29 protein-coding genes are annotated in these 26,698 nt (G+C 63.0%); 16 read left to right on the forward strand and 13 right to left on the reverse strand.

All coding sequences use genetic code 11. From position 1 onward, the window contains the following. Positions 1-75: 75 nt before the first annotated feature. Positions 76-1,992, forward strand: a complete 1,917-nt coding sequence (typA, locus tag AC6JA3_RS07240) for a translational GTPase TypA (protein WP_026539952.1) — start codon at positions 76-78, stop codon at positions 1,990-1,992. Positions 1,993-2,025: 33 nt separating this feature from the next. Then, positions 2,026-2,442, forward strand: coding sequence for a hypothetical protein (locus AC6JA3_RS07245; RefSeq protein ID WP_497920047.1), 417 nt, complete (start codon positions 2,026-2,028; stop codon positions 2,440-2,442). Here the strand turns inward: AC6JA3_RS07245 and AC6JA3_RS07250 are convergent. Continuing rightward, entirely contained in the window at positions 2,360-2,626 is a 267-nt protein-coding gene (locus tag AC6JA3_RS07250) for a putative acetyltransferase (protein WP_431768462.1), read from the reverse strand. The two genes, AC6JA3_RS07245 and AC6JA3_RS07250, sit on opposite strands and share 83 nt — an antisense overlap. A gap of 135 nt (positions 2,627-2,761) precedes the next feature. Between AC6JA3_RS07250 and fdxA the strand changes: the two genes are divergently transcribed. The 3 genes from fdxA (at position 2,762) to AC6JA3_RS07265 (ending at position 5,766) form a co-directional block, all read left to right on the forward strand. Next, a complete protein-coding gene (gene fdxA / locus AC6JA3_RS07255) occupies positions 2,762-3,088 on the forward strand; it encodes a ferredoxin (protein ID WP_018776555.1) in 327 nt (108 codons plus the stop codon). 14 nt (positions 3,089-3,102) lie between these two features. Continuing rightward, a complete protein-coding gene (gene dapC, locus AC6JA3_RS07260) occupies positions 3,103-4,251 on the forward strand; it encodes a succinyldiaminopimelate transaminase (protein ID WP_497920048.1) in 1,149 nt (382 codons plus the stop codon). A 231-nt stretch (positions 4,252-4,482) separates the two neighbouring features. Beyond that, positions 4,483-5,766: a citrate synthase gene (locus AC6JA3_RS07265; protein ID WP_024817462.1), complete on the forward strand. Its 1,284-nt coding sequence runs from the start codon at positions 4,483-4,485 to the stop codon at positions 5,764-5,766. Positions 5,767-5,854: 88 nt separating this feature from the next. Here AC6JA3_RS07265 and galE read toward each other — a convergent pair whose 3' ends face one another. Continuing rightward, on the reverse strand, positions 5,855-6,898 hold the full coding sequence (gene galE / locus AC6JA3_RS07270; RefSeq protein WP_091550041.1) for a UDP-glucose 4-epimerase GalE: 1,044 nt from the start codon (positions 6,896-6,898) through the stop codon (positions 5,855-5,857). 80 nt (positions 6,899-6,978) lie between these two features. Here galE and AC6JA3_RS07275 point away from each other — a divergent pair, with 80 nt between their 5' ends. Both AC6JA3_RS07275 and AC6JA3_RS07280 read left to right on the forward strand, forming a co-directional pair. Next, on the forward strand, positions 6,979-7,605 hold the full coding sequence (locus tag AC6JA3_RS07275) for a TetR/AcrR family transcriptional regulator (RefSeq protein WP_497920049.1): 627 nt from the start codon (positions 6,979-6,981) through the stop codon (positions 7,603-7,605). Between the two features lie 107 nt (positions 7,606-7,712). Next, the gene (locus AC6JA3_RS07280; RefSeq protein WP_026539957.1) at positions 7,713-8,324 is read left to right on the forward strand and encodes a hypothetical protein; all 612 of its coding nucleotides are present in this window, start codon (positions 7,713-7,715) and stop codon (positions 8,322-8,324) included. A 19-nt stretch (positions 8,325-8,343) separates the two neighbouring features. Here AC6JA3_RS07280 and AC6JA3_RS07285 read toward each other — a convergent pair whose 3' ends face one another. Further along, complete coding sequence (locus tag AC6JA3_RS07285) at positions 8,344-9,186, reverse strand: transglycosylase SLT domain-containing protein (RefSeq protein WP_497920050.1); 843 nt, start codon at positions 9,184-9,186, stop codon at positions 8,344-8,346. A gap of 14 nt (positions 9,187-9,200) precedes the next feature. Beyond that, the gene (gene dapD, locus AC6JA3_RS07290; protein WP_497920051.1) at positions 9,201-10,226 is read right to left on the reverse strand and encodes a 2,3,4,5-tetrahydropyridine-2,6-dicarboxylate N-succinyltransferase; all 1,026 of its coding nucleotides are present in this window, start codon (positions 10,224-10,226) and stop codon (positions 9,201-9,203) included. Between the two features lie 87 nt (positions 10,227-10,313). Between dapD and dapE the strand changes: the two genes are divergently transcribed. Further along, positions 10,314-11,468 (forward strand): succinyl-diaminopimelate desuccinylase, encoded by a 1,155-nt coding sequence (gene dapE, locus AC6JA3_RS07295; protein WP_051420671.1) that lies wholly within the window; start codon positions 10,314-10,316, stop codon positions 11,466-11,468. A gap of 80 nt (positions 11,469-11,548) precedes the next feature. Here dapE and AC6JA3_RS07300 read toward each other — a convergent pair whose 3' ends face one another. From AC6JA3_RS07300 to AC6JA3_RS07315, 4 genes are all read right to left on the reverse strand, one after another. Continuing rightward, positions 11,549-12,442, reverse strand: a complete 894-nt coding sequence (locus AC6JA3_RS07300) for an amino acid ABC transporter permease (RefSeq protein WP_026539961.1) — start codon at positions 12,440-12,442, stop codon at positions 11,549-11,551. Beyond that, the gene (locus tag AC6JA3_RS07305) at positions 12,439-13,089 is read right to left on the reverse strand and encodes an amino acid ABC transporter permease (protein ID WP_026539962.1); all 651 of its coding nucleotides are present in this window, start codon (positions 13,087-13,089) and stop codon (positions 12,439-12,441) included. The genes AC6JA3_RS07300 and AC6JA3_RS07305 overlap by 4 nt, the downstream gene beginning before the upstream one ends. 92 nt (positions 13,090-13,181) lie before the next feature. Then, the gene (locus AC6JA3_RS07310) at positions 13,182-14,057 is read right to left on the reverse strand and encodes a glutamate ABC transporter substrate-binding protein (protein WP_026539963.1); all 876 of its coding nucleotides are present in this window, start codon (positions 14,055-14,057) and stop codon (positions 13,182-13,184) included. A gap of 74 nt (positions 14,058-14,131) precedes the next feature. Beyond that, positions 14,132-14,887 (reverse strand): amino acid ABC transporter ATP-binding protein, encoded by a 756-nt coding sequence (locus AC6JA3_RS07315; RefSeq protein ID WP_026539964.1) that lies wholly within the window; start codon positions 14,885-14,887, stop codon positions 14,132-14,134. 163 nt (positions 14,888-15,050) lie between these two features. Here AC6JA3_RS07315 and AC6JA3_RS07320 point away from each other — a divergent pair, with 163 nt between their 5' ends. The 4 genes from AC6JA3_RS07320 to AC6JA3_RS07335 all read left to right on the forward strand — a co-directional run bounded on the left by AC6JA3_RS07320 (position 15,051) and on the right by AC6JA3_RS07335 (position 17,940). Further along, complete coding sequence (locus AC6JA3_RS07320) at positions 15,051-15,890, forward strand: LOG family protein (RefSeq protein WP_026539965.1); 840 nt, start codon at positions 15,051-15,053, stop codon at positions 15,888-15,890. A 26-nt stretch (positions 15,891-15,916) separates the two neighbouring features. Further along, entirely contained in the window at positions 15,917-16,249 is a 333-nt protein-coding gene (locus tag AC6JA3_RS07325) for a DivIVA domain-containing protein (RefSeq protein WP_347783094.1), read from the forward strand. 77 nt (positions 16,250-16,326) lie between these two features. Continuing rightward, positions 16,327-17,544 (forward strand): hypothetical protein, encoded by a 1,218-nt coding sequence (locus tag AC6JA3_RS07330; RefSeq protein WP_497920628.1) that lies wholly within the window; start codon positions 16,327-16,329, stop codon positions 17,542-17,544. Positions 17,545-17,772: 228 nt separating this feature from the next. Beyond that, on the forward strand, positions 17,773-17,940 hold the full coding sequence (locus AC6JA3_RS07335; RefSeq protein WP_064721643.1) for a DUF3117 domain-containing protein: 168 nt from the start codon (positions 17,773-17,775) through the stop codon (positions 17,938-17,940). Between the two features lie 64 nt (positions 17,941-18,004). On the opposite strand, the gene AC6JA3_RS07340 is transcribed toward AC6JA3_RS07335, so the two are convergent. Then, a complete protein-coding gene (locus AC6JA3_RS07340; protein ID WP_026539968.1) occupies positions 18,005-18,637 on the reverse strand; it encodes an O-methyltransferase in 633 nt (210 codons plus the stop codon). Positions 18,638-18,876: 239 nt separating this feature from the next. Here AC6JA3_RS07340 and sigE point away from each other — a divergent pair, with 239 nt between their 5' ends. From sigE to AC6JA3_RS07355, 3 genes are read left to right on the forward strand one after another with little or no spacing between them, the layout of a single operon-like run. Continuing rightward, entirely contained in the window at positions 18,877-19,500 is a 624-nt protein-coding gene (gene sigE / locus AC6JA3_RS07345) for an RNA polymerase sigma factor SigE (RefSeq protein ID WP_026539969.1), read from the forward strand. A 7-nt stretch (positions 19,501-19,507) separates the two neighbouring features. Then, entirely contained in the window at positions 19,508-20,419 is a 912-nt protein-coding gene (locus tag AC6JA3_RS07350; RefSeq protein WP_497920052.1) for a hypothetical protein, read from the forward strand. Between the two features lie 31 nt (positions 20,420-20,450). Then, a complete protein-coding gene (locus AC6JA3_RS07355; protein WP_497920053.1) occupies positions 20,451-20,852 on the forward strand; it encodes a twin-arginine translocase TatA/TatE family subunit in 402 nt (133 codons plus the stop codon). Positions 20,853-20,937: 85 nt separating this feature from the next. Here AC6JA3_RS07355 and AC6JA3_RS07360 read toward each other — a convergent pair whose 3' ends face one another. The 3 genes from AC6JA3_RS07360 to AC6JA3_RS07370 are packed head-to-tail and all read right to left on the reverse strand — an operon-like array spanning position 20,938 to position 24,062. Further along, entirely contained in the window at positions 20,938-22,065 is a 1,128-nt protein-coding gene (locus tag AC6JA3_RS07360) for an Mrp/NBP35 family ATP-binding protein (protein WP_026539972.1), read from the reverse strand. Between the two features lie 4 nt (positions 22,066-22,069). Continuing rightward, on the reverse strand, positions 22,070-22,798 hold the full coding sequence (locus AC6JA3_RS07365; protein ID WP_026546205.1) for a DUF1003 domain-containing protein: 729 nt from the start codon (positions 22,796-22,798) through the stop codon (positions 22,070-22,072). Continuing rightward, complete coding sequence (locus AC6JA3_RS07370; protein ID WP_026539974.1) at positions 22,779-24,062, reverse strand: magnesium transporter MgtE N-terminal domain-containing protein; 1,284 nt, start codon at positions 24,060-24,062, stop codon at positions 22,779-22,781. Before AC6JA3_RS07370 ends, AC6JA3_RS07365 begins: the two co-directional genes overlap by 20 nt. A 76-nt stretch (positions 24,063-24,138) precedes the next feature. On the opposite strand from AC6JA3_RS07370, the gene AC6JA3_RS07375 reads away from it, so the two are divergent. Continuing rightward, entirely contained in the window at positions 24,139-24,978 is an 840-nt protein-coding gene (locus AC6JA3_RS07375; protein ID WP_026546204.1) for a YflT domain-containing protein, read from the forward strand. Between the two features lie 102 nt (positions 24,979-25,080). Here AC6JA3_RS07375 and AC6JA3_RS07380 read toward each other — a convergent pair whose 3' ends face one another. Further along, positions 25,081-26,664, reverse strand: a complete 1,584-nt coding sequence (locus AC6JA3_RS07380; protein WP_497920054.1) for an aminopeptidase P family protein — start codon at positions 26,662-26,664, stop codon at positions 25,081-25,083. Positions 26,665-26,698 lie beyond the last annotated feature (34 nt).

The raw sequence follows: 26,698 nt of genomic DNA on the forward strand, positions 1-26,698 counted from the left end.
TGTTCCGATCAAGTCGATCAGGTATGCGCGCGGATACAAACAGCTGACTTCACCACTGAATCGAGTCATTAACGCATGTCTGAAACCATCACCAACACTGCGTCGCGGAGCGATCTGCGCAACGTCGCGATCGTCGCACACGTTGACCACGGTAAGACCACCCTGGTCGACGCCATGCTCAAGCAGACCAACTCCTTCGCTTCCCATGGTGAGGTTGAGGACCGTGTCATGGACTCCGGTGACCTGGAACGCGAAAAGGGCATCACCATCCTCGCCAAGAACACCACGGTTGCCTACAACGGCCCGTCGTCCAACGGCGAGACCATCACCATCAACGTCATCGACACCCCTGGCCACGCCGACTTCGGTGGCGAGGTAGAGCGCGGCCTGTCCATGGTTGACGGCGTCGTCCTGCTGGTCGACTCCTCCGAGGGCCCGCTGCCGCAGACCCGCTTCGTGCTCCGCAAGGCCCTTGCTGCGCACCTGCCGGTCATCCTCCTGGTCAACAAGACCGACCGTCCCGATGCCCGCATCGATGAGGTCGTCCACGAGTCCATGGACCTGCTCCTTGGCCTCGCTTCCGACCTCGCCGACGAAGTTCCGGACCTGGACCTCGACAAGGTCCTCGAAGTTCCCGTCGTCTACGCTGCCGCCAAGGTTGGCCGCGCGTCCCTGGACCAGCCGGAGAACGGCTCGGCACCGGAGAACGAGGACCTCGAGCCCCTCTTCAAGACCATCATCGAGCACATCCCCGCTCCGACGTACAACCCGGACGGCGTGCTGCAGGCACACGTGACCAACCTGGACGCTTCGCCGTTCCTTGGCCGCCTTGCCCTGCTTCGCATCTACAACGGCACGCTCCGCAAGGGCCAGACCGTTGCCTGGGCACGTGCCAACGGTGAGCTCAAGAACGTCAAGATCACCGAACTGCTCGCCACCAAGGCACTGACCCGCGTTCCGGCCGAGTCCGCTGGACCCGGCGAGATCGTCGCCGTCGCCGGCATCGAGGAAATCACCATTGGTGAAACCCTCACCGACGCCGAGAACCCGCAGCCGCTGCCGCTGATCACCGTGGACGATCCCGCGATCTCCATGACGATCGGTATCAACACTTCGCCGCTGGCCGGCAAGGTCAAGGGTGCCAAGGTCACGGCCCGCCAGGTGAAGGATCGCCTGGATAAGGAACTGATCGGTAACGTCTCCATCAAGGTTCTCCCCACTGAGCGTCCCGACGCCTGGGAAGTCCAGGGCCGTGGCGAGCTCGCGCTTGCCATCCTGGTGGAGCAGATGCGCCGCGAAGGCTTCGAGCTGACCGTGGGCAAGCCGCAGGTAGTCACCAAGACCATCGACGGCAAGCTGCACGAGCCGATGGAACACATGACCATCGATGTCCCCGAGGAATACCTCGGCGCCGTCACACAGCTCATGGCTGCCCGCAAGGGCCGCATGACCAACATGGCCAACCACGGCACCGGCTGGTGCCGCATGGAGTTCATCGTCCCTGCGCGTGGCCTGATTGGCTTCCGTACCCGGTTCCTGACGGACACCCGTGGCGCCGGTATCGCTGCCTCCATCTCCGAAGGCTACGAGCCGTGGGCCGGTCCGATCGAATACCGTACCAACGGTTCGATGATCGCTGACCGTGCCGGTGTTGTGACGCCGTTCGCCATGATCAACCTGCAGGAGCGCGGTTCCTTCTTCGTCAAGCCCACCTCCGAGGTTTACGAAGGCATGATTGTTGGCGAGAACTCCCGCGCTGATGACATGGACGTGAACATCACCAAGGAAAAGAAGCTCACCAACATGCGTGCCGCTTCCTCCGACACCTTCGAAAACCTGACGCCGCCGCGCGATCTCACCCTCGAAGAGTCCCTCGAATTCGCCCGCGAAGACGAGTGTGTCGAGGTAACTCCGGAATCCATCCGTATCCGCAAGGTCATCCTGGACTCCAACGAGCGCGCCAAGGCCAACCGCGCCCGCGCCAAGTCCTAGCCCGCACTGACTGACGCAGTCAAAGGCAGCTGAATGAAGAGGGGAGCCGTTGGTACGGTTCGTGGCATTGCCGCGGCCGTACTGGCGGCTCCTTTCGTTGCCATTGCAGGAACAGGCCTGCACCGCCAGGTGCTGCAAGTGTCAGGCGTCGAGGTCCCGTGGGGTGTTGCAGCGGCCCTGCTGCTGCTGGCATCGGTGCAACTGTGGCTTGCTGCCTGGTCCCGCTCAATAGTCCCGACGGCGGTTGCCGGCGTGGTGGGCTATGCCGCCGTCGGCGTCTTCTCATCAGCCGGAGCCGCCAAGCAGCTGGTACTGGGCGACGCAGCAGGCAACGTATGGGTCTTTGGTATCGCTGCAGTCACGCTGGTCATGCTGGTGGCTGCGAGCCGCCTGCGTGCCGGATGGACTGCCGCCGGGGCGGTGGCGGGGGAACCTCTTTCGCCGCGATGACCATGGCCAAAGGAATTTCGACGTCGGAGGTGCGGGTCCGTACGGTGCAACTGTTTTCGCCGGCGTCCAGCAGGTAGCCCAGGGCGTCGGTCAGGCCGTCGTCGATCCTGTACCGGACCACCACCCGGATGCCTGGCTCCGCAGTGAGTAGGAATTGTCTGGGCGGCAAATGCGGGGGAGTCACCGTTTCATACTAAGACGCGGGCTAGGTTGGCGTCATTGCACTGTTGGATAATAGGCTCAGAAGTTCAGTGCCCGGCATGATGCCGGCCGTATTACCCCGGTCATCGCCGGGACAAACTGTGGAGAGGTCTGGGACGTGACGTACGTAATCGCGCAGCCGTGTGTGGATGTCAAGGACAAGGCATGTATTGAAGAGTGCCCTGTCGACTGCATTTACGAAGGTGAGCGTTCCCTCTATATCCACCCCGATGAATGTGTCGACTGTGGTGCCTGCGAACCTGTGTGCCCGGTGGAGGCCATTTATTACGAGGATGACACTCCGGAAGAGTGGGCCGACTACTACAAGGCCAACGTTGAATTCTTCGACGACCTCGGTTCCCCGGGTGGAGCAGCCAAGATCGGCAACACGGGTAAGGACCACCCGTTCATCGCCGCGCTGCCCCCGCAGAACCAAGACCACTAAAGGCGGTAGCTTCGTTGATTTCCGCGGCACCGGCTTTCGGCCTGAACCTGCCTGACTACCCGTGGGAGGCCATGGCGCCGTATGTTGCCACAGCTTCGAAGCATCCGGGCGGCGCAGTAAATCTTTCCATTGGAACGCCAGTGGACCCCACTCCGGGGCTTATCAGGGATGCCTTGGCAGCGGCAGCGGACGCCCATGGCTATCCCACGGTGCATGGTACCGAAGCCCTGCGCCAGGCCGTAGTGGACTGGTTCGCCGGCCGCCGCGGAGTTCCGGGCCTGGATCCCAAGGACGTCATGCCAACCGTGGGCTCAAAAGAGCTTGTCGCGTGGCTGCCATTCCTGCTCGGCCTCAACGCCGGAGACGTCGTTGTGCGGCCTACGGTTGCTTACCCGACCTACGACATCGGCGCCTCACTGGCAGGCGCCACAGCCGTTGCTGCCGATGACCTGGATGAACTGGATCCGGCCACCCGTGCCAAGGTCCGCCTGATCTGGATCAACTCTCCGGGGAATCCAACGGGCAGCGTCCGGGATGTCGAGTCGCTGCGCAGGATAGTGGGCCAAGCCCGCGAGCTCGGTGCAGTGGTGGCATCGGACGAGTGCTATGCCGAACTGGGCTGGGGCGAGTGGGATGCACAGCGCGGGGGAGAAGCTGTCCCCAGCATTCTTGATCCCCGCGTCACCGGCGGTTCCACGGATGGCCTGCTCTGCGTGTACTCGTTGAGCAAGCAGTCCAACCTCGCTGGTTACCGTGCCGCCTTCGTCGCGGGAGATTCCGCCATCGTGGCCAACCTGGTCAACAGCCGCAAGCACGCAGGGATGATCGTTCCCTACCCCGTGCAGGAAGCGATGCGCGTCGCTCTCGGCGATGTCGGCCACGTGTTGTCACAGAAAGACCTCTACCGCGGCCGCCGCGAGAGGATTGTCCCTGCCCTTGAGCAATTCGGGCTGAAAATCCACGAATCCAAAGCCGGGCTCTACCTCTGGTCCACGGCCGGCGAAGCCACCTGGGATACGGTGGCACGGTTCGCCGAACTTGGGGTCGTCGTGGGGCCGGGCGTTTTCTATGGAGATGCCGGGAACGGTTTCATCCGGGTGGCCCTGACGGGCACTGATGAACGGATTGACGCCGCAGTGGAACGGCTGGCCACAGCCTCATAACATTGCTGTGACTTGCGCCACTATCAGCGCCATTCCGCCAGTAACCCGACGGCACGGATTAGTTCCGGAGGGTTACTGGCGGTAGCTTTTAACTGACTATCAATGGTGGCCTTCTCTAAGAAAGCACTTCGGCCGTTGGAGCCCTGCAACAGCAGGGTCAAGGGCGGCGGCACCAGAAGTTGGTTGGACAAGCGTTCGATAGAGGCCCAAAGGCCTCATGAAGGGGACTCCATGACTGAGACCACCAGCGCAACACTGCGCCATGCCGGCGGCGAACTCGAACTGCCGCGCATCAAGGTTGTAGAAGGAAACGAAGGTTACGACGTTTCCAAGCTGCTGAAGCAGACGGGCGCCGTTGCCTATGACCCCGGCTTCATGAACACAGCGGCCACCACCTCGGCCATCACCTACATCGACGGCGACGCAGGAATCCTGCGTTACCGCGGTTACCCCATCGAGCAGCTCGCGCAGCACTCGAGCTTCCTCGAAGTTTCCTACCTGCTGATCTACGGCAACCTCCCCACTCCCACGGAGCTGGAAGAGTTTGACCAGAAGATCCGCCGTCACACCCTCCTGCACGAAGAGCTCAAGGGCTTCTTCGGCGGGTTCCCGCGTGACGCCCACCCCATGCCGGTGCTCTCCTCGGCAGTTTCCGCGCTGTCCACGTTCTACCAGGACTCGTTGGATCCCTTCAACGCGGAGCACGTGGAAGTATCCACCATCCGGCTCATGGCCAAGTTGCCTGTCATCGCGGCCTACGCCCACAAGAAGTCCATCGGCCAGCCGATGCTCTACCCGGACAACTCCATGAACCTGGTGGAGAACTTCCTTCGGTTGAGCTTTGGCCTCCCGGCCGAGCAGTATGAAATGGACCCGGTAGTGGTCAAGGCGCTGGATCTCCTGCTCATCCTGCACGCAGACCACGAGCAAAACTGTTCCACGTCCACCGTTCGCCTGGTGGGTTCGTCCAACGCGAACCTCTTCGCTTCGGTGTCCGCAGGCATCAACGCCCTCTTCGGCCCTGCCCACGGCGGCGCCAACGAGGCCGTGCTGAAGATGCTCCGCCAGATCCAGGCCGACGGCATCAAGCCCGAGGACTACATGGAGAAGGTCAAGAACAAGGAAGACGGCGTCCGCCTCATGGGCTTCGGGCACCGTGTCTACAAGAACTACGATCCCCGCGCCAAGATCATCAAGGCAACGGCCCACGAAGTTCTCGGCAAGCTCGGCGGCAACGACGAACTGCTGGACATCGCCATGCGCCTGGAAGAGAAGGCCCTGGCTGATGACTACTTCATCCAGCGCAAGCTGTACCCGAACGTCGACTTCTACACCGGCCTCATCTACAAGGCCATGGGTTTCCCGGAGAAGATGTTCACCGTACTGTTCGCCATTGGACGCCTCCCGGGCTGGATTGCCCAGTGGCGCGAAATGATCAACGATCCCCAGACCAAGATCGGCCGCCCGCGGCAGCTCTACACAGGGGAGCCGGAGCGCAACTACCCGGCCAACTGACACGGCAAAAATAGTCAATAACGACGGCGGCCGCTCACCTCGCGCGAGGTGAGCGGCCGTCGTCGTTGGTAGCGGAGGCTTCTGCAGCCTAGGCGTTGTTTGCCGCGGACGTCGCAGCAGAAGCGTTGTAGCCGTAGGGGTTGTTCTTCTGCCAGCGCCAGTGGTCCTCGCACATCTGGTCCACGGTCTTGGTAGTTGACCAGCCGAGGTCGGCCAGGGCAGAGGAAGCATCGGCCCAGAAAGCCGGGAGGTCTCCTGCACGGCGGCCGGTGATCTCGTACGGGATCGGCTGGCCGACTGCCTTTTCGAAGGACCGCAGGACTTCCAGGACGGAGGAGCCGCGGCCGGAGCCAAGGTTCCAACGCCGGACGCCTGCCCGCTCAGCGATGTAGTTCAGGGCTGCTACGTGGCCGTCGGCAAGGTCCACCACATGGATGTAGTCGCGCTGGGCGGTGCCATCGGGGGTGTCGTAGTCGCCGCCGAAGACCATGAGCTTCTCGCGGCGTCCCACAGCCACCTGGGCAATGAAAGGGACAAGGTTGTTCGGGATGCCCTGGGGGTCCTCGCCGATGCGGCCGGACGGGTGTGCGCCCACCGGGTTGAAATAGCGCAGCAGTGCGATATGCCAGCGGTCGTCCGCGTTGCCCAGGTCCGAGAGGATATCCTCGATCTGTTCCTTGGTCCGGCCATACGGGTTGTTGGCGCCGATTTCCATCTTTTCGATGTAGGGGATGGGGTTGTGCTCGCCGTAGACCGTAGCTGAAGAGCTGAAAACGATTGATCGCACGTTGTGCTTGTCCATGGCCCGGAGCAGGTTCAGGGTGCCCACAATATTGTTGTAGTAGTAGGCCAGTGGTTCCTGGACGGATTCTCCCACGGCCTTCAGGCCGGCGAAATGGATCACGGCGTCGATTTGGTGCTGCTCGAACACGGCCTCGACCGCAGGCTCGTCCACCAGGTCAACCTTGTGGAACGCGGCAGTCTTGCCGGTAAGCTCCGAGACCCGGCGGAGGGATTCCTCGCTGGAATTCACCAGGTTATCAAGCACGACGACGTCGTGGCCGGCTTCCTGGAGGGACAAAACGGTGTGGGAACCGATGTAGCCGGTGCCGCCCGTGACAAGAATTTTCATGGTCTCTACGCTATCGGAAAGTGGAGCCACGCCGCTCAGTGTTGAGCGGTGTTGAAGCACATTTGTGCTAAAAACAATTAGTGCCCAAAATTGTTGATGCCGAAGCCCGGCGCCAGGAAGTTGTCCAAGCCGTTTTCCGGATCATTGCCAGCGATGGCTTGGAACGGGCGTCCCTCCGGGAAGTAGCGGATGAGGCCGGTCTGGCCGTGGGCTCGGTCCGGCACTACTTTGCCAGCAGCGACGACCTCCTGGTGTTCTCTTTCGGCGCTGTCATTGACCGCATAGCTGCACGGCTGGAAGAATCCCTGGCACCCGTCGAACAGGAGCCGCAGGGAAGCCCGGAACAGCATTCTGCAGTGGTGAACTTCCTGGGCCAGTTCCTGCCCCTGGATGAGGAGCTCGCCGTGGACGCCTGCGTGTGGATGGCTTTCAGGCACGCAGCACGGATCAAACCTGTCCTGGCAGCCGAAGCCGAGCGCAGCCATCGCACCGTAGCTGCCGCCGTTGGGCGCTTGATCATGCTCCTGAACCCCGGAGGGGCCGATGCCCAACAAACCCTGGTTACCGAGGCTGAACGACTCCTGGCCACGATGGACGGCCTGTGCATGCACGCCCTGCTGCAACCGGAGTGGATGACAGCGGAGATGTGCAGCGATGTCATCACTGCCCATCTCCATTCCCTGTCCGGCGCACCCGCTGCCGGTTAGGGAGCGGGTGCCTATGCCTCAGCAAAGCAATGAAATCCGCCCCTGACGTCGCGTCCCAACGGGAATAGACTGGGAGATGTCGGCACCCTGCCAAGGGAGGAATTCGTATGCACGAGTCAGGTGGCCCGGGTTGGCGCATCACTATGGACACGTCCGGGCCGATGCTCATCGCACTGTACCTGCGGGAGATTGCCGGCCTGGATGGTGCGGGAACGCCGAGCCTGTCACATGCAGCCCCCAAAGTCCGGCACGCAGACCATAGCCACCTCACCTCGGACGTCGGAGGCATCCACGCCCTCAAAACCGAATGGGAAGCCTGGTGGGAAAGCCTGCTCAAGTCCTACCCCAACCCCGCCTCCGAACTGGCGCCACCCAGCTTCAAGGCTTTCGGTAACTCCCCGGCACTGCAGCGGGTGCTGCAAGCCCACTTTGGCTCTGCTTTAGGTTGGGCCACTGACAGGATTGACGAGTACGCCGAGATCGAGGCTGCCCGTGAGGTGAACGGTGTGACCCAGGTCCTCAATGAAATGGTGGAGGACAGGCTCTTGGAAGTCGGCCGGAGTTCGCGTGACTTTGAATTAACCATCATTGAGTTGCCGCTGAACGAGCCGCGTGCCTGGTATCTGGAGCCCAGCACCATGATCATGAGCCACAAGCTCTTGTCCGAGCCGGATGTTTTCCGGAGCTATGTTCAGCCGGTGGTAGAGATCCTCGCCTAAGCAGCGGGAGTGCAAAAACCTACGTGGCAGGTGCGGAAACGGTAATGGTGACCGCCCCGGAAGGAGCCGGAGAAACCTGCCAGCCGTCACGTTTCTCCCGGTTCCAGGCCTGGCCTCCAACATCCACCTGGGTAATTGACAGCGTTTTGGCGTTTGCCACAGCCCAATGCGCAACGGCCCAAGCTTGAGTGCCGGTGATGTCCAGTTGCACCGAGCGGCCTTGGACGGTGGCCGGCAGGGTGCCGAAGGCCGTGCTGAGTTCGTCGACGACGGCGGCAGGATCACCCGCCGCTTCGGGCATGCGCAGTTCGCAGCTCAGTGCCGCCCCGGAGTGCCCGGTAAGCGCAGAAGCGAAGGCCCTGCCCATGCCTTCATGCTGGGCGTAGGCCCGTGGGAAGGCCGAGCGTTGAACGGCTTGGGCGGCCTGGGTGATTTCCATGGATTCATAGCCAGGGACCTTGACCAGGCCGTCAAAGAACGCGTTCGCGGCGTAGGTGGGGTCCATGACCTGTTCCTCGGTTCCCCAGCCCTGGGAAGGTCTTTGCTGGAACAGGCCGCGGGAGTCAGGCCCGGCGTCGTCGCCGTAATTGATGTTCCGCAGCCTGGATTCCTGCATGGCCGTAGCCAACGCAATGGTTGCTGCCCGGGGTGGAAGCCCGCGCTGGACGGAGATGGCAGCGATCAGGGAGGCATTGGCGGCCTGATCCGTGGCCAGCTCATGGCTTTCAGTGCCGACAACAGCGAAGCAGCGCTCCGTGACCAGGGTCTCGGAGCGCTGCAGCACTGCGGCTATTGCGTAAATGGCACCTGCTACCAGTGCCAAAGCCAGCACCGCAACGATGCCGAGGCGGAACCGGCGCATTGGTTGATCTCCTGCTAGTTGGCGTGGAGGGCCTCGTTCAGCTCCACCGTCTGGCCCTTGCGCGGAAGGACTTCCACGCCGCCTGTGGTGGAGTTGCGGCGGAACAGCAGGTTGGGAACGCCGGAGAGTTCCACAGCCTTGATGATCTTGCTGGTGTCCTCGCCGTTCTCGTCCTTGGGGCCGGGAACGCGGACGCGGGTACCGGCGGTGACGTACAGGCCGGCCTCCACTACGGAGTCATCGCCGATGCTGATGCCCACACCGGAGTTGGCGCCGAGCAGCACCCGCTCACCCAAGGCAATCTTTTCCTTGCCGCCACCGGAGAGCGTGCCCATGATGGACGCGCCGCCGCCAACGTCGGTGCCGTCGCCGGCCACAACGCCGGCGGAGATGCGGCCTTCCACCATTGAGGTGCCCAGGGTGCCGGCGTTGAAGTTTACAAAGCCTTCGTGCATCACGGTGGTGCCTTCGGCGAGGTGCGCACCCAAACGGACGCGGTCGGCGTCGGCAATGCGCACGCCGGTGGGAATCACGTAGTCGACCATGCGCGGGAACTTGTCCACGCCGTAGACCACCACGTTGCCGCGCTTGCGCAGGCGTGCGCGGGTCAGTTCGAAGCCGTCCACCGCGGCCGGGCCGAAGTTGGTCCAGACCACGTTGGGCAGCTTGCCGAAGACGCCGTCCAGGTTGATGCTGTTGGGCTTGACCAGTCGGTGGGAGAGGAGGTGCAGACGCAGGTACGCGTCGGCAGTGTCTACCGGGGCGGCGTCGAGGTCGATCTGCGCGAAGACAACTTTCTGCTCCGTACCGCGGTCAGCATCCTGGCCTTCCTCGGCAAGTGCGGTGAGCGCGGGATCGGCGTTCCCGACGTCGCGCAGGGACTCGGCGGCAACGCCCAGGGCAGGCGCGGGGTACCAGACGTCCAGCACGGTTGCTTCCCCGGAAGCCGAGGTGGCGATGGTGGCCAGGCCGAAGCCGTAGGCCGATCGGTGGTTGTCGGACGCGTTTGCGGGCGCAGCAGAGGAAGCAGTTTCAGTCATGGGGCAAGTCTATCCAGCAGGCAGAGGTCGGTTAAAACCCGTCTCATGCCAGAGAAGTCGCAATACGGGTGCAACTTGGTGGCCCGGATGACCAAGAATGGTAGATATTGTGGACGGGTGACCCTGAACCCTGCTCCCGCCCTCCTTGACCTGCGCCAGGACGTTGCCTTGCTGACGGCCGCGATCATCGACTTCAACAGCGTCTCCGGCAACGAGACTGAGCTCGCGGACGCCGTCGAGGCAGCTTTGCGCGCCATCCCTGCCTATACGGTGATCCGTGACGGCGACGCCATCATTGCCCGCACCGAACTGGGCCGGCCCGAACGCGTCATCCTCGCCGGTCATTTGGACACTGTGCCCCTGCCGACGGTTGACGGTTCGCTGGGAACTGTCCCGGCCACCTGGGAATCCGGTGTTCCCGGTGAGGGTGTGCTGTACGGGCGGGGGACCACGGACATGAAAGGCGGCGTCGCGGTCCAACTCGCCCTTGCCGCAACACTGTTCGACGACGACCGCCAGCCGGACAAGGACGTCACGTTCGTCTTCTACGACCATGAGGAAGTGGAAGCGGTCAAGAGCGGCCTGGGAAGGCTGGTCCGGAACCACGGGGACAAGTTGGAGGGTGACTTCGCAATCCTCCTGGAGCCCACGCACGGCACGGTGGAAGGCGGCTGCAACGGCACCAGCCGGTTTGAGGCCACCACCATCGGCGAAACAGCACACTCAGCGCGGGCATGGATGGGCGTAAATGCCATCCATGCAGCAGCCCCCATCCTGGCCCGGCTCGCCGCTTACCAGCCGCAAACCATCAACGTGGACGGGCTCGATTACCGTGAGAGCCTCAACGCGGTGAAGATCAAGGGTGGAACCGCCGGCAATGTCATCCCGGACCGCTGCGTGGTGGAAATCAACTACCGCTTTGCCCCGGATAAGACACCGGACCAGGCCGAGGCCCATGTCAGGGACTTGCTGGAAGGATTCGACGTCGTCCGTACGGACGCTGCTGCCGGCGCGAGGCCCGGACTCAACCACCCCGCCGCCGCGTCCTTCGTTGCCGCAGTAGGTGCTGAGCCCAAGCCCAAATACGGTTGGACCGACGTCGCGCGATTCAGCGAACTGGGTATCCCGGCGGTGAATTTCGGCCCCGGCGATCCCCTTCTGGCGCACAAGGACAACGAGCACGTCGACGCCGATGCCATCCGTGAGTGCCTCCGTGCACTGAGGACGTGGCTGGCGCCGTAGTCTGCCGGGGCTTCCTGAACGAGGGCATAAAAGAAGGTCCGCAGCCTGGTGGCTGCGGACCTTCCTAGTTTGGTGCAGGACTACTTCTTGTCCGGTCCTTCTACCGAATCCTTGGCGATGGGGTCGTTTCCGCCCACCATCAGGCCGGTGCGAAGGCTCGGGGCAGCAACGCCACCGGCTGCCTTCTTGGAACCGCGGCGCTCGATCATGATCGCAATCCGCGAGACGGTGAGGTTGATCAGGATGTAGATCGCGGCACCGACGAAGAAGGCCGGGAACAGGAAGTCGGGACCCAGGAAGTCGGCCATGATCTGGATCTTCCGCAGGAGTTCCTCATAGCCCACGATGTAGCCAAGCGAGGTGTCCTTGAGCAGGACCACCAGCTGTGCGACCAACGAGGGCAGCATGCGGCGGACAGCCTGGGGGAACTCGATGGACATCCGCGATTGGAAGCTCCGCAGGCCAATGGCGAGGCCGGCTTCGCGTTGACCCTTGGGCAGCGACTGGATGCCTGCACGGAGGATTTCGGCGAAGATGGCGGCGTTGTAGAGGGTCAAGCCCACCACGACGGCCTGGAACTGACCGGTTGCGAAGACCAGCAGCACGAACAACATCATGAGGACCACGGGCATGCCGCGGAGGAACTCAAGGACCACCTGGGTGGGAATGCGGACCCAGGCGATCAGGGAGATCCTCAGCAGGCAGAGCGCGATGCCCAACGGGAAGGCAATGACTGCTGCGACTGCGGCTGCGGCCAGCGTGGACAGGATGCCCTGGCCGATCAGGCTCCAGACATCCGGTGCCATGGGACCGTAGAAGATTTCCCAGCGGTCGGCGTCGAAAATTCCCTGCTGCGCGAGGGTCATGACCGCAATGGCAAGGATGCCAAGAATGATCAGGATGCCCGCTGCGGAGCCGATGAGCGAATAGAGGCGGGCCTTGGGCCCGGGGACGTCGTACAGGACCGAAGTCATCGGGCAATCGCCACCTTTCGTTCAACAAAGTGCGCCAGCAGGCCCAGTGGAACCGTGATCAGGAGGTAGAAGAAGGCCACCCCGAGGAGGATCCAGAGGACCTGGTCACCGTAGTCGTTGGAGAGCTTGCGGCCGTAGCCAAAAAGCTCGAGGACGAAGAACGCGCCGGCCACCGAGGAGTTCTTCACCAGTGCGATCAGGATGTTGATCAACGGCGGGATAACGGTACGGACGGCCTGGGGAAGGACAATGAAGCCCAGGACCTGGGTAAAGGTCATGCCGATGCTGCGGGCAGCTTCGGCCTGGCCCACGGGCACGCTGTTGACACCGGAACGGACGGCTTCGGCGATGAAGGCGGCCGTGTAACTGCTCAGCGCGATGATGGCGGCAACTTCGAACTGTTCGAACTTAACGCCCAGCCGGGGGAGAACGATGGCTGCGAAGAAGAAGATGATGGTCAGTGGGGTGTTACGGGCGACTTCAACATAGAACATGCTGAAACCGCGCAGCGCAGCCACGGGGGAAACCCTCATGGCCGCCAGGAGTGTGCCGACAATGAGGGCAATGATTCCTGAAATTACGGAGAGATAGAGGGTGCGGAGAAATCCGTCCCAGTATTCGGGGAGGCTTGCTATGACGGCGTCCATGGCTTCCTTTGGCTGCAGCTAATCAGGGAACAGGGTCCTGGAGTCGTCAACTGCCGCCACCCGGACGGGCGGCGGCAGTCAACGGATCCCGACTAGTAGCGGTTGATCGCAGGAAGTTCAGGAGTGGTCTTGATGACCTTGCCTGCAGTGGCTTCCCAAGCCTTCTTGTAATCGCCGTCCTTCTGGAATGCCTCGAGCTGGTCGTTGATCCAGTTTCGGAAGACGGTGTCGTCCTTCTTCAGGCCGATGCCGTAAGGCTCCTTGGTGAAGGTTTCATCCGAAGCAAGCTTGAAGGCATCCGGCTCCTTGTCCACGTAGCCGGCGAGGATCACGTTGTCCGTGGTGACTGCAACAACCTGCTTGTTGCGCAGCGGCTCCAGGCAAGCGGTGTAGGTTGCAGCGGGAACAACTTCAGCGCCGTACTTCTCCGCGATGGTCTTGGCGGGGGTGGACCCGGTGACGGAGCAGACCTTCTTGCCCTTGACGTCTTCAGGCTTGGTGATGGAGTTGTCGTCCTTGTTCACCAGCAGCGCCTGGCCTGCTTCGTAGTACGGTCCGGCGAAGGCGACCTTTTCCTTGCGGGCGTCGTTGATGGTGTAGGTGGCGATGACCAGGTCAACGCGGCCCTGCTCGATGAACGATTCGCGGTTCTGGGAGACGGTCTCTACCCATTCGATCTTGTCCGGAGCGATTCCCAGCTTGGCGGCGATTGCCTTGCCCATTTCAACGTCGAAACCGACAGGCTTGCCGTCCAGGCCCTTCTGGCCGAACAGGGGCTGGTCAAACTTGGTACCGATGGTGATCTTCTGCGCCTTGTTCAGCTTCTCCATCGTGGTGCCGGCTTCGAAGCTGGCCGAGGCAACAGGAGTGGTGGTGGTGCTGCCGCCGCCACATGCGCTCAGCGAGAGGGCGAGGGCCGCGGATGCGGCCACCAGGAGTGATTTCCTCCGGGTAATGAAAGCCTTCATGACATTCCTTTCATAGATTGGCCGTCTTGCGGCCTGGGTGCGGTCTTTACGGCCTGGGTGCGGGCGGTAAAGAGCTAGTGGGTCAGGAGCTTGGACAGGAAGTCCTTGGCTCGGGTGCTCTTGGGGTTGGTGAAGAATTCCTCGGGGGTGGCATCTTCGACAATTTGGCCGTCAGCCATGAACACCACGCGATCGGCAGCCTTGCGGGCGAAGCCCATCTCGTGGGTGACGACGATCATGGTCATGCCCTCTTTGGCCAACTGGATCATGACGTCGAGGACTTCGTTGATCATTTCGGGGTCCAACGCGGACGTGGGCTCGTCGAACAGCATGACCTTCGGCTTCATGGCGAGGGCGCGTGCGATGGCCACACGCTGCTGCTGGCCGCCGGAGAGCTGCGCAGGAAGCTTGGGGGCCTGGTGACCGACCCCAACACGCTCCAGGAGGGCCATGGCTTCCTTGTCGGCCGTGCCCTTGGCCACGCCCTTGACCTTGATGGGACCCAACGTGACGTTCTCAAGAATCGTCTTGTGGGCGAACAGGTTGAAGGACTGGAAGACCATTCCGACGTCGGCACGCAGGTGTGCGAGGTCCTTGCCTTCTTCGGGAAGCTTCTTCCCGTCGATGGCGATGTCGCCGTCGTCGATGGTTTCCAAACGGTTGATGGCACGGCACAGCGTGGATTTACCGGAACCGGAGGGCCCGATAACCACTACCACTTCACCCTTCTTGACCTGAAGGTTGATGTCCTTGAGGACATGGAGTTGACCGTAATGCTTGTTGACGCCATTCAGGGAGACGAGGGCATCGCCGGACGCTTGAGTAGTCATACGACGAATCTAGCGAACAAAGAAGCAAATATGACCACGGTCACGGCAACTTCCCCAAGATCGTGACTGAACAGAAACCTGCCCCACAGCGAGATATCAGACTGCAATGCAAGAAGCGGGTCGCAGCAACGGGGCAGGCAGGTGAAAGCGCTAGCCTTGTGCGATGAGCATCAGCCAGCACCCAGTACCCCGCCCGGATGCCAACGGCCAGGTCAGGGCCACCCAAGTGCCCCTGCCCTCGGACATCGCTCCGGCCAAGCACAAGGGCTCCTTGGAGCTTCGCCGCAAACAAGCGGATACGGGGATGTCTGATCAACACTTGCTCGATACCAGCGGCGCCGGACAGTTCATCCACACCGATCCCTGGCGTGTCTTGAGGATTCAGAGCGAGTTCGTGGAGGGCTTCGGAGCCCTCGCGGACCTGGGTCCTGCGGTCAGCGTGTTCGGCTCTGCCCGGACCAAGCCCGGAACCGAGTACTACGAAATGGCCGTGGATGTAGGGCGCAAGCTCGCTGAAGCGGGCGTTGCCGTGATCACCGGCGGCGGTCCCGGCTCCATGGAAGCTGCCAACAAAGGTGCCGTGGAGGGCAACGGAATCTCCGTGGGCCTGGGAATCGAACTTCCCTTCGAGCAGGGACTGAACCAGTGGGTGGACCTGGGGATCAACTTCCGCTACTTCTTCGCCCGAAAGACCATGTTCGTCAAGTACGCACAGGGCTTTGTGGTCCTGCCCGGCGGCCTGGGCACCCTTGACGAGCTTTTCGAAGCCATGGTGCTGGTCCAGACACGCAAGGTCACCTCATTCCCCATCGTTCTTCTGGGGGTCCGGTTCTGGGGGCCCATGATCGAGTGGATCCGGGAGACCTTGGTGGCCGAGGGCATGGTGTCCGAAAAGGACCTCGACCTGATCCAGCTGGTGGATGACCCCGCGGACGCTGTGCACCGCGTTCTGCACGGCGAACCGCTGCCTCCCACCCCCAACGGAAACCAGCGCCCGGAATAGCCGGCCGTTTCTGGCACGATGGACCTGTGAGCTTTTTCCTGGTGTTTCTCGCGATCGTCATCGTCGGCGCTGTGCTGTACCTCGGAGCCGGGATCGTCCGGGGGCGCCCGGTCGGGGCCGGCCTTGACGAGCCCGTACCCAACCTGCCCCCGGTGGTGCTGCCGTCCAAGGCCAAACCGTCCGACGTCGACTCCCTGCGTTTCGCCCTTGGCCTGCGCGGCTACCGCATGGACCAGGTTGACCAGGTACTCGATGATCTCCGGGACCAGTTGCAGGCCAAGGACAGCGAGATCGAACGGCTCAGCGCGCTGGCAGAGCCACGGCTTGAGGATGGCGGAACCGGCCGGATCAACCTGTGAACCGACCGGCCGGGAGCAAGGCCGGGCTGGGGCCCGCGGAGCGGATCTCCCGCTCCGCAACAGCAGCCACCGCAAGAATGGCGGCCTGGCCGTGGTGGGTCCAGGTGTCCTTGGCCTTCGTGGTGGCCAGGCTGGTCAGCGCGTGCATCTTCATGGCCGCGGCCATTCACCAGGGCACCAGTCCGTGGTTTCCGCCTGCACCGGATTATTGGAACTTCATCACCATCTGGGACGGGCGCTGGTACCAGGAGGCAGCGGACAAAGGCTATCCCGCTGAGCTTCCCGTGGACGCCAACGGCGTCGTCAAGGAAAACGCCTGGGCCTTCTACGCGTTGTTTCCTTTCCTGGCCAGGGGCTTGTCTGCCATCACCGGGATGGGGACGTTGCCCGCCCTGACGGCAATTGCCATGCTGGCCGGCCTCGGGGCGGCCCTGGTCATCTACCTGCTCTTCCGGGAGTTCGCAGGCCGGCGGTCGGCAATGTGGGGCGTTATCTTCGTTTCCACCTTCCCGGTCTCTCCAATCCTGCAGGTCCCGTACGCGGAGTCGTTGAACCTGCTGCTCCTGGCGGCATCGTTACTGCTCGTGGTCCGGCGCCGCTATCTTGCCGCCATTCCCGTGGTGCTCCTGATGTGTCTGTCCAGACCCACGGGCGTGCCGTTTGCCGCGATGCTGGGTCTGTTGTTCGTTGGGCGGTTGTGGCAACGGTACCGGGAGTCGTCCACGGAGCTTCCGGGCAATGGCGCCACCGGAACAACGGGCAGCAACAGGAAGCCGACGTCCACCCGCAGCCTGGTATCGATGGCCGTCCTCGTGGTCGCCACAGGCCTGGCGGCTCTGGCATGGCCGGGCATCGCGTGGGCCGTCACGGGAGATCCGACCGCCTATACGCGCACTGAAACGGCGTGGCGTGGCCATGATCTGGTGCCGTTCAAGCCGTGGTTCGATACCGGCCGTATGTTGTTCGGTCCGGTGCTGGGAGTACTGGCACCCTTCGTTTTCACAGGGCTCTTTGTCCTGGTGATGGTTTCCAGGCCCGTCCGGGCGATCGGAACGGAGCTGCGGCTGTGGTGCGCCTGCTACATGGGCTACCTGCTGGTCTTCCTGCACCCGCAGACCAGCACGTTCCGTATGCTCCTGCCGTTGTTCCCCCTGGCCCTCGGCGCGGCCCTGCTGTCCAAATCCAAGGCCTACCGGGGCACCGTGGTGACCATGTTCATCCTGCTCCAGATTGTCTGGGTGGTATGGCTGTGGGCATGGGCCCAGTTGCCCGGGGGAGGCGACTATCCGCCCTGACGTGGAGCTATGCCGGAGAACGGCAATATGTACAACGCCCGGACAAATGGCGTGCTGATTAGCTTACGGGCGGGTAAGTACGGGATAATGGTCTACGAGCAAGGACAAAGCACCTAAAAGTGCCCGGCCAAGGCGGCCTCCCAAGCGTTGCCGCCGGCTGCAATTGCGATGCGGATCCAGCCCGGCCGGGTTGGGCGTGACTTGGGACAAATGGAGGGGATTTTCCTAATGGCGGCGATGAAACCACGTACTGGCGACGGCCCGATGGAAGTTACCAAAGAGGGACGCAGCCTGATCATGCGTGTGCCGCTCGAAGGCGGAGGGCGGCTTGTTGTCGAACTCAACGCCGCTGAAGCGGAAAACCTCAAGGAATGCCTCGTAGGCGTCACCGAATAGATCTACCAAGCAGGGCCCGGCTGAGCCGGGGCCCTGCTTTTTGGTTTAAGGCAGGGCTGGTGCCTTACCTCTTGACAGCTACCAGCAGCCCATCGCCGGTGGGAAGCATCGCTGAAGCGAGCCGGTCGTCGTCGCGGATTGCCTTGCCGATCTGGCGCAGCACCACGGTTGTGGAATCGCGTGCTGCCGGATTGGCGACCCGGTCCTTGTCCAGGGCATCGTTGATCACCAGTGTCCCGCCTGACTTGAGGAGGCGGATGGCCTGTTCAACATACTTGGGGAAGTTGGGCTTGTCAGCGTCGATGAACACGAGGTCATAGGCAGAATCGGTAAGCCGCGGCAGGACGTCGGCCGCGCGGCCTGAAATGGTGCGCGTGCGGTTGGCAGGGCTGCCGGATTCAAGGAACGCCTCCCTGGCCGCCTTGAGGTGTTCGACGTCGACGTCGATGGTGGTCAGGACGGCCTGCGGGCTCAATCCGCGCAGGAGGCAGACGCCGGACACCCCGGCCCCCGAACCGACCTCGACCACGGTCTGTGCCTTGGACGCCGCAGCCAGGACGGTCAGCACCGCACCTACGCCGGGGCTGATGGGCGTGACTCCGAGCTCGAAAGAGCGTTCCCGGGCGCGCAACAAGACGTCATCCTCAGCAGGCAGATCTTCTGCATAGGACCAGCTGCTTGACTTGTCGGCACTCATGAAGGGTTTCGCTTTCCGCGGGTAGGGGTGGTTGTACCAAGACTACTGTGTAAGCACCGGGAAACCCGCTGTTGGATGGCCGCCCCGGCGCTTGTGTCCGGGACAGTTTTCAGCCCTGCGGGAAAAACCTGCACCAGTCAGGAAATTCCCAGACAACCTTGGGATGATATTGCTCCGGCCACCCATGAGGCAGCCGGCGCCGAAGGACTCGGTGAACCACATTTTGAGGGGAGTGGACGATGCCGGCATCGCATGCTGCGCCAGTCCAAACATCGGAGAGCATTGAGGGCGTTGCCGACTGGGTCATGCCCAGCTGGGAGGAAGTGGTTTCCAACCACTCCGCCAAGGTTTATCGCCTCGCCTATCGCTTGACGGGCAACAAATTCGACGCCGAGGACCTCACGCAGGAGGTCTTTGTCCGGGTTTTCCGTTCACTCGAGAACTTCAAACCGGGGACATTGGACGGCTGGTTGCACCGCATCACCACCAACCTGTTCCTGGACCAGGCCCGTCGCAAGAGCCGGATCCGGTTCGATGCCCTTGCCGAAGACGCCGATTCCCGCCTGCCCGGCCGCGAACCGGGGCCCGAACAGAGCTTTGAACACAACAATCTTGACCTGGATGTCCAGCGTGCCTTGGAAGAACTGCCGCCTGACTTCCGCGCCGCCGTCGTGCTGTGCGACCTTGAAGGCCTCTCCTATGACGAGGTCGCAGAGGCATTGGGTGTGAAGCTGGGAACCGTGAGGTCCCGCATCCATCGCGGCAGGACCATGCTGCGCGAGAAGCTTGCCCACCGCGATCCCCGTCCGGCAGAGGCCCGCAAGCCACGCCTGAAGATGCCGCGCATCGCAAGTATCCTCTAGGACGTCGATGCCTCGACATCCCCGCCGTCCGGGACTGTTTTCCCGGCACAAGCTGGCTGCCCTGCGCCACACACGAAACCCCGATCATGTCCGGGAATGCACTGAGTGCCGCAGTGCCCTTCGCCGGGAACGGCAGTACCTTGAACGCCTACGGGGTGCTTCGGTGCCCGAAGCCAGCCAGGATCTTGCCACGCGGCTGATTCAGCATACTGAACGCCTCGCCAACGAACCGGATGAACATCTGGAGGCCAGGTCAACGCCAGGCGAAATGCGCCGTGGACTTCGAGTTGCCGCAGCTGCTGCCGGTACTTTGGCTGTCAGCGCCGGCGCCCTGGCGTTGTCGGCCTACGTCGTGGCCGGCAACGACGTTCCCCAACTGAGCGCCGGCAGCGACGTCGGTGCCCTCGCCGGAGCGTGGACGGGAAACCCTGTGGGAAGCATGGCGGGCCCCACGTTCCGGGCAGGGAGCACTGTCAGCCTGGACGCTGCCCAACTCGATGCCCTGCGGGAAGAAGGGTGGGCATGCCCTGAGCTTGCAGGGATGGGCTTCACCGTGGTCTCTGCCCACAGCACCATGTACAACGGGCGCCCTGCAGTGGAGATCAGGCTTGAAAACAACGGCCACTACGCCACGATCGTGGAGGAGCACCTGCCAGTCGATCAGTCCGGGCAGGGCACCACCACGTCCGCGCGGCTATCTGTCACGCAGGGGAGCCCCTGGAAGGCCGTCTACACCATGCCTGCGGCCGTGATCAGCTACGTCTCCGACCTCCCAGCCGATGCCGCGGATGACGCCGTTCCTGAAATCGTCAGGGCAGGCGAATCCATGGCAGCTTCACACCCCAACGAAGGAACCGAGGCCTGGTACGCGCGACTGCTGCGTGGGCTCCAGACCCTTCTCCGTCCCGCTGGTTTATGAGCGGCACCACAGACAAGGTAATCTTCGTAGCGTGTTTGGAATCAACGGCCCGGAGTTCATACTCCTTCTGATTATCGGCGTACTCGTCATCGGTCCCAGCCGTTTGCCCGAATACACTCAAAAGCTTGCCAACTTGGTCAAGGAAGTCCGGCGGATGGCTTCCGGTGCGCGTGAGCAGATCAAGGAAGAAGTCGGCATCGACATCGATGAGGTCGACTGGAAGAAGTACGATCCCCGCCAATACGACCCGCGTCGCATCATCAAGGATGCGCTGCTGGATGACGACACCAAGCCAGTGAGCGCCGGAGGGCCCGCCATGGCCGCTACGACAGCCGCCGCAGCATCGGTCGAGACCAAGCCAAAGGCACCCACCCGGGTGATCGAGCGGCTTGCAGAAGGCGAAGCTGCGCCCTTCGATACCGAAGCGACCTGATCCGCGCCAGCCCCTAGGCGAACAGGGGCGGCGGTCACCTGACTGCGGCCACCAGGAAACGGTCGCCCGACTGCGAACACAGGTCCTAGCGGGGTTCGATGCCCAGCGACAATCCCGACAATCCCCGCGGCCGGGATGCAAGGCCCGAGGCGATGTGCTGCATGGCCTTCGCTGCGGCCGTTTCCGGGGCGGCCAATACCACCGGGTTCCCGGCATCACCGCCCTCCCTCAGCCGGATGTCCAAGGGAATCTGGCCAAGTAGAGGAACATCGCTGCCGACTGCGGCGCTCAAGCGCTCCGCCAGGATGGCACCGCCGCCACTTCCGAACAATTCCATCCTGCCGCCGTCGGGCATTTCCAGGAACGACATGTTCTCGATCACCCCGGCCACCTTCTGCCCGGTCTGCGTCGCGATGGTTCCGGCACGTTCGGCGACGTCGGCAGCAGCAGCCTGGGGGGTGGTCACCACAAGGATCTCGGCGTTGGGCAGGAGTTGGGCCACGGAAATGGCGATGTCACCCGTGCCCGGCGGCAGGTCAAGGAAAAGGGCGTCCAAATCGCCAAAATAGACGTCGGTGAGGAACTGCTCCAGTGCCCTGTGCAGCATGGGACCACGCCAGGCCACCGGCTGGTTGCCTGCCACGAACATCCCAATGGAGATGACCTTGACGCCATAGGCCACCGGCGGCAGGATCATGTCATCCACCTGGGTGGGCTTTTGCGTGATGCCCATCAGGGCGGGAACAGAGAAACCATGGACGTCGGCGTCAACGATGCCCACGCGAAGACCCTGGGCGGCCAAGGCACAAGCCAGGTTGACGGTGACCGAGGACTTGCCTACGCCGCCCTTGCCGCTTGCTACGGCGTAAACCTTGGTCAGGGAGCCCGGTTTGGTAAAGGGTATGCCGCGCTGGCCGCCTGGTCCGCGGAGCTGTTCCTTCAGTGCCTCGCGTTGGGCCGGGGTCATGACCTTCAGTTCCACGTCCACGGCCGTGACGCCGTCGAGTTTGGACAAAGCCGCAGTGGCGTCCTGGGTGATGGTCTCCCGAAGGGGACAACCGGCGATGGTCAGCAGGACAGCGACGCTAACGGTCCCGGTGTGGTCGGAGGAGACCGATTCCACCATCCCGAGCTCGGTGATCGGGCGGCGGAGTTCGGGATCGATGACGGTTGCCAGGGCAGCATGGAGCTCCTCGGCAGATGGGGCGCTCATGTTCTCAAGCCCGGCTTTCAGGGGTTTCAGGCGAGGGTTTTGCCGTGGAGTGTTGTGGCCCAGTGGGCCGCGGCTGACGGACTTTGGGGATCTGCTGCGTGCGGGGACCGCGGGACTTGTCCCGTTTGTCCTTGAGTTTGTCCTTGACCTTCTCGCCGGGAGACTCAGTTCCATCACCGGCATCGTTCTCGCGCAGCTCTTCCTGGGCATCAATGATGTCCTCCAGGAGGCTGCGGAGTTCGGCGCGGACGTAGTCACGGGTGGCTACTTCGCGCAGGGCGATGCGCAGCGAGGCCAGTTCCCGGGTCAGGTACTCGGTATCGGACAGGTTCCGTTCGGCACGCTGGCGGTCCTGCTGGAGGGAGACGCGGTCGCGGTCATCCTGGCGGTTTTGGGCCAGGAGCAGCAGCGGAGCGGCATAGGAGGCCTGGAGCGACAACATGAGGGTCAGCAGGGTGAAGCCCAGCTCCATCCGGTCGAACTGCCACTCCGTGGGCGCGAACGTGTTCCAGACCAGCCAGAAGACACAAAAGATGGTCATGTAGACCAGGAAGGTCGGCGTCCCCATGAAGCGGGCGAAACCTTCCGTTGCGTTCCCGAATGCGTCCGGGTTGGGAGAGAACTTCGGCAGGATCCGCTGGCGGCCGCTCAGTGGCGTGTCAAGGCTGCTGCTGGAGCGTCCCGGCGACTTGGGGGATCGGGTGGCGTTGTTATCAGCCAATGCGGCCTCCAAGTTTCCTTATAGGGGCGTCGTCCTCATGGGCGCGCCAGTCATCCGGCAACAGGTGATCCAGCACGTCATCAACAGTCACCGCCCCGACAAGGCGGCCGTCGTCATCGACGACTGGAAGGGAATTGAGGTTGTAGGTGGCCAAGGTCCGGGCAACTTCGCTGATGTGGGCCTGGTCCGACAACGGTTCGAGGTTTTTGTCCACGAGGTTGCCCAGCGGTTCCGGTGGCGGGAAACGTAAAAGCTGCTGGATATGCACTACGCCCAGGAATCGGCCGGTGGGTGTCTCCAAAGGCGGCCGTGCGATGAAGATGGAAGAGGCCAGCGCCGGGGAAAGTTCTTCGCGGCGGACGTGTGCCAATGCTTCGGCAACAGTTGCTTCGGGCGGGAGGATGACCGGGACCGGGGTCATCAGACCGCCTGCGGTGTCTTCGTCGTACTCCAGGAGGCGGCGGACGTCTTCTGCTTCCTGGGGTTCCATGAGCTGGAGCAGCTCCTCAGCCTGGGCGGAGGGGAGCTCGGCCAGGAGGTCGGCGGCGTCGTCTGGGTCCATCTCTTCGAGGACGTCGGCTGCGCGCTCCACATCCAGAGCTGAGAGGATCTCCACTTGGTCGTCTTCCGGGAGCTCCTGGAGGACGTCGGCAAGGCGCTCGTCCTGGAGTTCGCTGGCCACCTCGAAGCGGCGTTTGTCGCTCATCTCTTGGAGGGCCTCGGCGAAGTCGGCAGGCTTAAGGTCCTCGTGTGTTGCCACGAACTGGGTTGCTGCCTGGGGTTCGTTGTGGGCCCCGGTCTGGGCGTCAGCCCAGTCAATGATCAACGTTTCGTTCCGGCGGAGCCTGCTCAGGGGCGACAACGAGTGGCCGCGGCGCACGAACAGCTTGCTGACAAACCAGTCCTTGGACCGGTGCTGGTCCATGGCGATGTCCTCGATGGTGGCGTCGCCGGAACCATCCGCCAACGTCACACGGCGGTCGAACATCTCGGCAACCACCAGTGTTTCCGCGCCGCGCTGCTCGAAGCGGCGCAGATTGACCAAGCCTGTGCAGATGATCTGCGTCTGGTCGATGGAGGTAATGCGCGTCATGGGCACGAAGACGCGTTTCTTGCCCGGTACCTCCACCACGATGCCCACCACGTGCGGAGCGCCCCGGGTCCCGCGGGAGAGCACCACGACGTCGCGCAAGCGGCCCAAACGATCACCCAAAGGGTCAAAGACGTCCAAGCCGAGCAGGCGCGCGACAAAGACGCGTGAAGGATGTGTGCTCATGTTTACAGGCTACCGAGTCTGCTCTCTTTTAGCTGAATTCCAGCCAGTTCACATGTCCATGGGACACAATGGGGCTATGTCTAACATTTTTGGTGGTCCCAAAGCCGTTGAGGAATCCCGCAGCGTCCCCCAGGGCGACACCGTGGGCTCATACACCTCGTATTTGGATGCCCAGAAGGCGGTGGACTACCTTGCTGACCAGCAGTTCCCGGTGCAGTTGGTGTCGATCGTGGGCAATGACCTCAAAATGGTGGAACGGGTGACCGGGCGCCTCAGCTACCCGAGGGTGGCGCTCTCCGGAGCGTTGAGTGGTATGTGGTTTGGCCTCTTCGTGGGTGTGATGCTGTCCTTCTTCACCCCGGCAGGCGGCCCTTTCTCCATCATCACCTCGGTCCTGATGGGTGCGGCCTTCTTCATGTTGTTCGGGATCGTCACCTACGCCACCCAGCGTGGGAAGCGCGACTTCACGTCCACCAGCCAGGTGGTGGCCACCAATTATGACGTCATCGTCGCCATGGAAGCCGCCCATGAAGCCCGCCGCTTGCTCCAGCAGCTGCCCATGAACCCGGCACAGGCAGCAACGGCGCAGGCCACCCACTACAACCCGCAGAACACGCCGGTGCAGCAACCCGGTCAAGCTCCTGAGCGGCCTTCCACGTGGAACGACCCCTACGGCCAGCGCGGTCCCGAGTCCACTGCGGGCGCTCCCCAGGGACAGAACGCACCCGCCGGGACACCGGGCCCCGCCGCCCAACAGCCCGTGCAGAACCCGGCACCGGCGGCTGTGCGCTATCCCGACCTCCCGGACGGCCGTCCGCAGTACGGCGTCCGCGTCACCGAAGGGCAGAACCCGCCGCAGAACGGGCCCCGGGAGGACGGACAGGAGTCCGGCCCGGAAGGCTCGCCCAAGCACTAGGCGATCACCGGCAGGCCCGCCCAAGGGCTGCGTATAAGAACACATAAAGGAAGGCCACCGGATAACCGGTGGCCTTCCTTTATGCGCTCTGGAGCAGGGTCTTTAGCCCTGCGCGTCCTGGTAGATGCCTGCCATCCACGCCTCGACGTCCTCTGCCTTGCGGGGCAAAGCGGCGCTGAGGTTCAGGGGGCCATCGGCAGTCATGAGGATGTCGTCTTCAATGCGGACGCCGATTCCTCGGTACTCCTCGGGGATGGCAAGGTCCTCGTTCTTGAAGTAGAGGCCAGGCTCGATCGTGAAGACCATGCCTTCGGTGAGGATGCCGTCGAGGTAGAGCTCGCGCTTGGCCTGGGCGCAGTCGTGCACGTCAAGGCCGAGGTGGTGGCTGGTACCGTGCGGCATCCACCGGCGGTGCTGCTGGCCCTCGGGGCTGATGGCTTCTTCCACGGAGACAGGCAACAAGCCCCACTCGGCGAGGCGCTCGGCCAGGACCGTGGTGGCGGCCGTGTGGATGTCGCGGAACTTCACGCCCGGCTGGGCAGCTGCGAATCCGGCGTCGGCAGCGTCCAGCACGGCCTCGTAGATCTTGCGTTGGATATCAGTGAACGTGCCGGTTGCAGGCAACGTGCGGGTGACATCTGCGGTGTACAGGGAATCTGCCTCGACGCCGGCATCCAGGAGCAGGAGCTCCCCGGCGTTGACGGTACCCGAGTTGCGGTTCCAGTGGAGGACCGTGGCGTTGTTCCCTGAAGCTGCAATGGTGTCGTAGCCGAGCTCATTGCCTTCCTCGCGGGCACGGGCAAAGAAGGCGCCTTCAACAACGCGCTCGCCACGCTTGTGGGTCAGTGCACGGGGCAGGGCACGGACAACATCGGCGAAGCCCTCCACGGTTGCCGCCACGGCGACCTTCATCTGTTCGATTTCCCATTCGTCCTTGATCAGGCGCAGCTCGGAGAGTGCTTCACTGAGCTTTTCATCAAGGGCGTCGAGCTCGCCGAGGTCCAGGTTTTCGGGATCCTTGGCGGTGTTGTACCGAGCGGTGTCCACCAGTGCGTCAATGTTCTCATCCACCTTGCGGACCAAGCGGATCGAGATGCCGCCAATCTCCGGGGCGCCAACGTTCTTGGTGATGGCCATTTCCAGCTCGGCGATGTGCGCGGTGGGCAGGCCCAGGCGCGCTTCGAACTCAGCCAGGGTGGGGCGGGCGCCGATCCAGAACTCGCCTGCGCGGGAGTCCGCATAGAACTGTTCGGTATCGCGGCCTGCCAGCGGGCGGAAGTAGAGCGTGGCAGTGTGGTGACCGCCGTCGTCGCCCTTTCCTTCAGCCACCGGCTCCAGGATCAGGACGGCGTCCGGCTCGTGGTCAAGGCCCAAACCGGTGAGGTGGGCGAATCCGGAGTGCGGGCGGAAACGGTAGTCGCAGTCGTTGGAGCGGACCTTCAAGGGACCCGCCGGGACAACAAGCCGTTCGCCCTTGAACAGTTCGGAGATGGTACGACGGCGGCGGGCGGCATGGTCTGCGACGGCGTCACGCGCAGGGGTCACCTGCGGGGCCGGTGCCCAATTGCTTGCCATGAATGCCTTGAAGGCATCCGATGTGGGCCTCTGTGAGCGGTTGTTGACGCGCTCTTGCAGCGGCTGGGAATTTGAGGAATCCATGTTTTGGGTGTTTTCAGCATCGTTCACCGTTACATCGTCCCACCAGTTCGGTGAGGAGGCC

Source organism: Arthrobacter sp. TmtSoilC79 (assembly GCF_059739405.1).

Bases quoted from the DNA above. Each gene is read 5' to 3' on its own strand.
- typA (WP_026539952.1), top strand. From the start codon at position 76: ATGTCTGAAACCATCACCAACACTGCGTCGCGGAGCGATCTGCGCAAC.
- AC6JA3_RS07245 (WP_497920047.1), top strand. From the start codon at position 2,026: ATGAAGAGGGGAGCCGTTGGTACGGTTCGTGGCATTGCCGCGGCCGTA.
- AC6JA3_RS07265 (WP_024817462.1), top strand. From the start codon at position 4,483: ATGACTGAGACCACCAGCGCAACACTGCGCCATGCCGGCGGCGAACTC.
- galE (WP_091550041.1), bottom strand. From the start codon at position 6,898: ATGAAAATTCTTGTCACGGGCGGCACCGGCTACATCGGTTCCCACACC.
- AC6JA3_RS07280 (WP_026539957.1), top strand. From the start codon at position 7,713: ATGCACGAGTCAGGTGGCCCGGGTTGGCGCATCACTATGGACACGTCC.
- AC6JA3_RS07285 (WP_497920050.1), bottom strand. From the start codon at position 9,186: ATGCGCCGGTTCCGCCTCGGCATCGTTGCGGTGCTGGCTTTGGCACTG.
- dapD (WP_497920051.1), bottom strand. From the start codon at position 10,226: ATGACTGAAACTGCTTCCTCTGCTGCGCCCGCAAACGCGTCCGACAAC.
- dapE (WP_051420671.1), top strand. From the start codon at position 10,314: ATGACCAAGAATGGTAGATATTGTGGACGGGTGACCCTGAACCCTGCT.
- AC6JA3_RS07300 (WP_026539961.1), bottom strand. From the start codon at position 12,442: ATGACTTCGGTCCTGTACGACGTCCCCGGGCCCAAGGCCCGCCTCTAT.
- AC6JA3_RS07305 (WP_026539962.1), bottom strand. From the start codon at position 13,089: ATGGACGCCGTCATAGCAAGCCTCCCCGAATACTGGGACGGATTTCTC.
- AC6JA3_RS07310 (WP_026539963.1), bottom strand. From the start codon at position 14,057: ATGAAGGCTTTCATTACCCGGAGGAAATCACTCCTGGTGGCCGCATCC.
- AC6JA3_RS07315 (WP_026539964.1), bottom strand. From the start codon at position 14,887: ATGACTACTCAAGCGTCCGGCGATGCCCTCGTCTCCCTGAATGGCGTC.
- AC6JA3_RS07320 (WP_026539965.1), top strand. From the start codon at position 15,051: ATGAGCATCAGCCAGCACCCAGTACCCCGCCCGGATGCCAACGGCCAG.
- AC6JA3_RS07330 (WP_497920628.1), top strand. From the start codon at position 16,327: ATGGCGGCCTGGCCGTGGTGGGTCCAGGTGTCCTTGGCCTTCGTGGTG.
- AC6JA3_RS07335 (WP_064721643.1), top strand. From the start codon at position 17,773: ATGGCGGCGATGAAACCACGTACTGGCGACGGCCCGATGGAAGTTACC.
- AC6JA3_RS07340 (WP_026539968.1), bottom strand. From the start codon at position 18,637: ATGAGTGCCGACAAGTCAAGCAGCTGGTCCTATGCAGAAGATCTGCCT.
- sigE (WP_026539969.1), top strand. From the start codon at position 18,877: ATGCCGGCATCGCATGCTGCGCCAGTCCAAACATCGGAGAGCATTGAG.
- AC6JA3_RS07350 (WP_497920052.1), top strand. From the start codon at position 19,508: ATGCCTCGACATCCCCGCCGTCCGGGACTGTTTTCCCGGCACAAGCTG.
- AC6JA3_RS07360 (WP_026539972.1), bottom strand. From the start codon at position 22,065: ATGAGCGCCCCATCTGCCGAGGAGCTCCATGCTGCCCTGGCAACCGTC.
- AC6JA3_RS07370 (WP_026539974.1), bottom strand. From the start codon at position 24,062: ATGAGCACACATCCTTCACGCGTCTTTGTCGCGCGCCTGCTCGGCTTG.
- AC6JA3_RS07375 (WP_026546204.1), top strand. From the start codon at position 24,139: ATGTCTAACATTTTTGGTGGTCCCAAAGCCGTTGAGGAATCCCGCAGC.